Annotated in this window: 4 protein-coding genes; 3 read left to right on the forward strand and 1 reads right to left on the reverse strand. The window is 59.2% G+C overall.

All coding sequences use genetic code 11. The features are described from left to right. Nucleotides 1-941 (reverse strand): hypothetical protein (locus tag EOM25_12985; protein NCC26089.1); only part of this gene is annotated, 941 nt, incomplete at its 3' end. On the opposite strand from EOM25_12985, the gene EOM25_12990 reads away from it, so the two are divergent. The 3 genes from EOM25_12990 (at nt 907) to EOM25_13000 (ending at nt 3,459) form a co-directional block, all read left to right on the forward strand. Continuing rightward, nucleotides 907-2,352 carry a hypothetical protein gene (locus EOM25_12990; protein ID NCC26090.1) on the forward strand — a complete coding sequence of 482 codons (1,446 nt, stop codon included), beginning with the start codon at nt 907-909 and terminating at the stop codon, nt 2,350-2,352. The two genes, EOM25_12985 and EOM25_12990, sit on opposite strands and share 35 nt — an antisense overlap. Nucleotides 2,353-2,363: 11 nt before the next feature. Further along, nucleotides 2,364-2,597: a hypothetical protein gene (locus tag EOM25_12995; GenBank protein NCC26091.1), complete on the forward strand. Its 234-nt coding sequence runs from the start codon at nt 2,364-2,366 to the stop codon at nt 2,595-2,597. A 517-nt stretch (nt 2,598-3,114) separates the two neighbouring features. Beyond that, nucleotides 3,115-3,459, forward strand: a complete 345-nt coding sequence (locus EOM25_13000; protein NCC26092.1) for a hypothetical protein — start codon at nt 3,115-3,117, stop codon at nt 3,457-3,459. Nucleotides 3,460-3,663 lie beyond the last annotated feature (204 nt).

Consider the following 3,663-nt stretch of genomic DNA (forward strand, 5'->3'; position numbering starts at 1 on the left):
CCCTGGATCCGCCGACCCGCGCCGGCCAGCCAGGGATCGAGCAGGCTCAGATCCAGATGACCGTCCACGTTGAGATTCAGGGGCGCCGAGACCGCGGGCCAAGAACCCGCAAGCCGACCGCGCAGACGCAGCTCGGCACGCTCGGGCACACGCGCGCTCAGCGCGAGCTCGGTGGCCGACCGAGCGAGCTCGGCGGAGAGCTCGAGTGCGCCCGGCGGGATCGCCCGCCCCGGACCCTCCAGCAGACGCACCCCCTCGGACTGGATCCGCAGACTCGCCGCGGGCGCGGCCAGGGTCCCGCTCGCGAGGAGCTGCCCATCCAAGCGCCCGGCCAGCTGGGGCACCCCCGGAATGAGCCGCGCGAGACCCAGCGACAGATCGACCAGATCGAGCCGGGCATCCAGACGCGGGCTCAGCTCTCCGGCCAGCTCCAGGGTCCCCTCGCTGCTGCCCTGACCCTGATTTGGCACCAGCCCAAGCCTGAGCCGATCGACACCCAGTCCCGGGCGCAGCGCGACCTGTACCGGGGCCAGCAGTCGCAGACCCAGGCCCGGAACACCGAGATCCAGTCGCTGCACCGACAGGCCGTGGCCGGGCCGATCCCAACGCGCGGTCATCCTGAGCTCGGTGGGACCCGCGGGGGTCAGGAGTCCGGCCGCCGCGCTCAGATCCAAGGTCCCCGCGGTCTTCGGCTCGAAGCGCAGGCTGAGAAAGGCCGGCTCTCCGCCCCAATCGCCGTGCAGATCCATAGCGCCGGCGGTCTCGGCCGGACGAGCGGCGAGCCGGCCCGCGAGCCGACCCGATACGCCGGGCGTGGTCCCGGTCCCGATCCTCGACAGTCGCGCATCCAGGTCGGCCAGCAGCTCGGGCGAGCGCGGCGCACCGGCCAGTGCGCCCCGTGACTCGATGCCTCCGGACCAGCCGGGCGCAAGCGCGGCCATAAACTTGACATATACGCAAGAACTCCGGCCACCCTACTCCCCCAACGGTTCCCAGCCTTCCAAAACTGCGCCTTTTATCATCACCCATGACCCCAAAACCGGGGAAGTTTTCGAGTTTGGCCCACCGGAAAAAAACGGCACATGCCCGAAGCTCTACACAAGCACCGATCACCAGAACACGCGAAATGACCGTTACGCGATGCGATGGGCCATTGATTCTCTTCTCCCTGGTTCCAGGCAGTCAAAATGCCACCGCTGGCGAGTTCCTAAGCTTGATGTTGAAGTGAAGCTCTCCGTTGAACATGAACGGGCCTTTTTCGCCGGCTGCGAGGTCTGCGGCTCTGTCTGGGGCTGCCCGCTCTGCGCTCCCAAGATCACGGAACGGCGGCGCGTTGAGGTCGAAACGGCCATGGAAACGGCAAAGGCTCAGGGCCTCAAAGTCATGCTTGCCACGTTCACCATTCCGCACGGCATTGGAAGTGATGTGGAAGTGATCCGCAAGCAGATAATGCAGGCGTGGCGCCGTGGGACGGATTCCAGGGCCGGAAAGAACATGCGGAAAATGATCGGCCTGCGTGGGTATATTCGGGTCGTAGAAGTCACTTATGGCCAGAACGGATGGCATCCACACTTCCACGTTCTCCTTTTTCTCGAAACCAGCTTGACCCCCGAGGTCATCCGTCAGCTTTGGTTCCCGATTTGGTTGGATGGATGCCGGAAAGTCGGCCTTGACGATCCTTCTTTGTCTGCCTTCCATGTCGATGACGGCACCAGGGCCGCGCACTATGTGACCAAGTGGGGTATGGATTCGGAGCTGACCAAGGGCCACCTGAAACAAGGCAAAAAGTCCGTGAATCCCTGGGACCTTCTCCGGATCTTCACTTTCGGACCCTCTGACCGCCGGATTTCTCCCGAGCTGCAAGAGGTCGTTGATTTTCTCGGTATCGACAAAAAACGCGCTGCTGAACTATGGCTTGATTTTTTCCGCGCCTTCAAGGGAACCCGTCAACTCTACTGGTCAAACGGCCTCCGTGCCCTCCTGGGGCTCTCTGCCGAGAAGTCGGACCAAGAGGTTGCCGAGGAACAGCTTGACCCCCTGGCGGCTGTCCTGGCGGTTCTAAATGCCCATTGGACGGACATCATCACGACCAGGGCAAATGCTCGCATTTTGAACAGAGCCGAGGACGCACCCGCGCACCTTCCCGACCTGCTTGACGAGATCCGGCTTGAAGCCGCTCAAAAGCGGGATGAACGGTTAAGACGAAAGTCGAAAAAGCAAGGTAAGAAGTTGGCAAGGATCCAAGCGCCGAGGACCGACGAGGAGCGCAGCGAGGGAGACCCCGAACGTAGCAAGCGACGAGGACCGACGAGGCGCAACGAAACTTTAAAACGCCAAAGGGGCGCATTATGAGAAATTCAAACATGGCGATAACCCGCACCTCTTTTCAGAACATGACCGCCGCAGATTCCTGGGACGTTTGGCCGCTGGATGACGCAACGGGCTTTATGCTGGTTGTCTTTCGCAATGGTTTTTCCTCTGTTGTTTCCACACTGGACGGCCCTTTTATTTGGTCTGACGAGTCCGCAGCTATCACCTACATCACCGGACACCGCCCGGACCTCCCCCGCTATCTGTGTGATCCTGGTCCCCGCTGAATGCAGTATTAATGCAGTGTTAATTCCATGCACGGTTTTAGACTGTAATTCTAACTCCGTGCATGATTTTTTACTGTAGTAGTAATGCAGTATTAATGCAGTAAAAACACCCCCACCAGGTTAAACCGCGACGGTCGGCACAAATCACCAGGGAGGGCTGGAGGGCTTCCCTCCAGTTAGGCCCGTTTCGGGCCGCAGCTCCCCCCGCCGCCGATCCCCACCGAAGCCGACACCCTCCGCCGCCAGACGGCACCAAGTGGACCCTGGAGGGCGTCCACGTTTTCCAGACAAACACAATCACCCCCTCAATGCGCCCTTTCTTTCCCAGGCCTCCCGAGTCACCACGGATAGGCCCCGGCCCGTTTCGGGACGGACGGCCCCCCCCTCGAAGCGATGACAGCACGGCAAACTAAAGTTTGGGCTTGTCTGCTTTTTTTTTTATTGTTATCACGGCCATTATTTAACAAAGTCCGTCAGTCATACACAGTTATTTTTTTTTAACTTTACCGGCAAAATCATGAAAAAAAAGAAACACTTGAGTGTTGTTGTCAGTGCTGAATTCCACGATCTTTTGGTAGAACTTGCAAAGTACGATGATAAAACAATGTCTGATTTGGTCCGTGAACTTTTTGAAACTCTTGAGCCTGGACTTCGTCAAGCTCGGGACCTCATGGCCGCAGCTCACAACATGAGCGAGGAAGCGCGCAAGGTCATGATGCCCGAAATTGTGCGTCACGGTGAACAGATTGAAAAAAATATCAAATACGGGATGGAAAATATCGGAACGGTTTTGAAGGAAAAGCCAAAGGACAGACGAAAAGACAAGGATCAGGAACCACCGCGCCGCAAGCTGCCGCTGTAGCCGGGAAAAAAACAAACCCCCCTGTCTTCGCCGCCAAGCTGACCAGAGGGGTTTTCAACAAGACGTATCCGCCTTTTGAGTGACGTTTTCCGTCTTTGGAGTGAAATTTTGAATAAAACAGGATCACACACAATGCAACCCCGCCAGGGCCACGCGAAGCCCGGCGAACACATGCAGCCGGGCGCGCAGGCGGGCGCGGCCCCG

It is taken from the genome of Deltaproteobacteria bacterium, assembly GCA_009929795.1.
Classification (GTDB): domain Bacteria; phylum Desulfobacterota; class Desulfovibrionia; order Desulfovibrionales; family Desulfomicrobiaceae; genus RZZR01.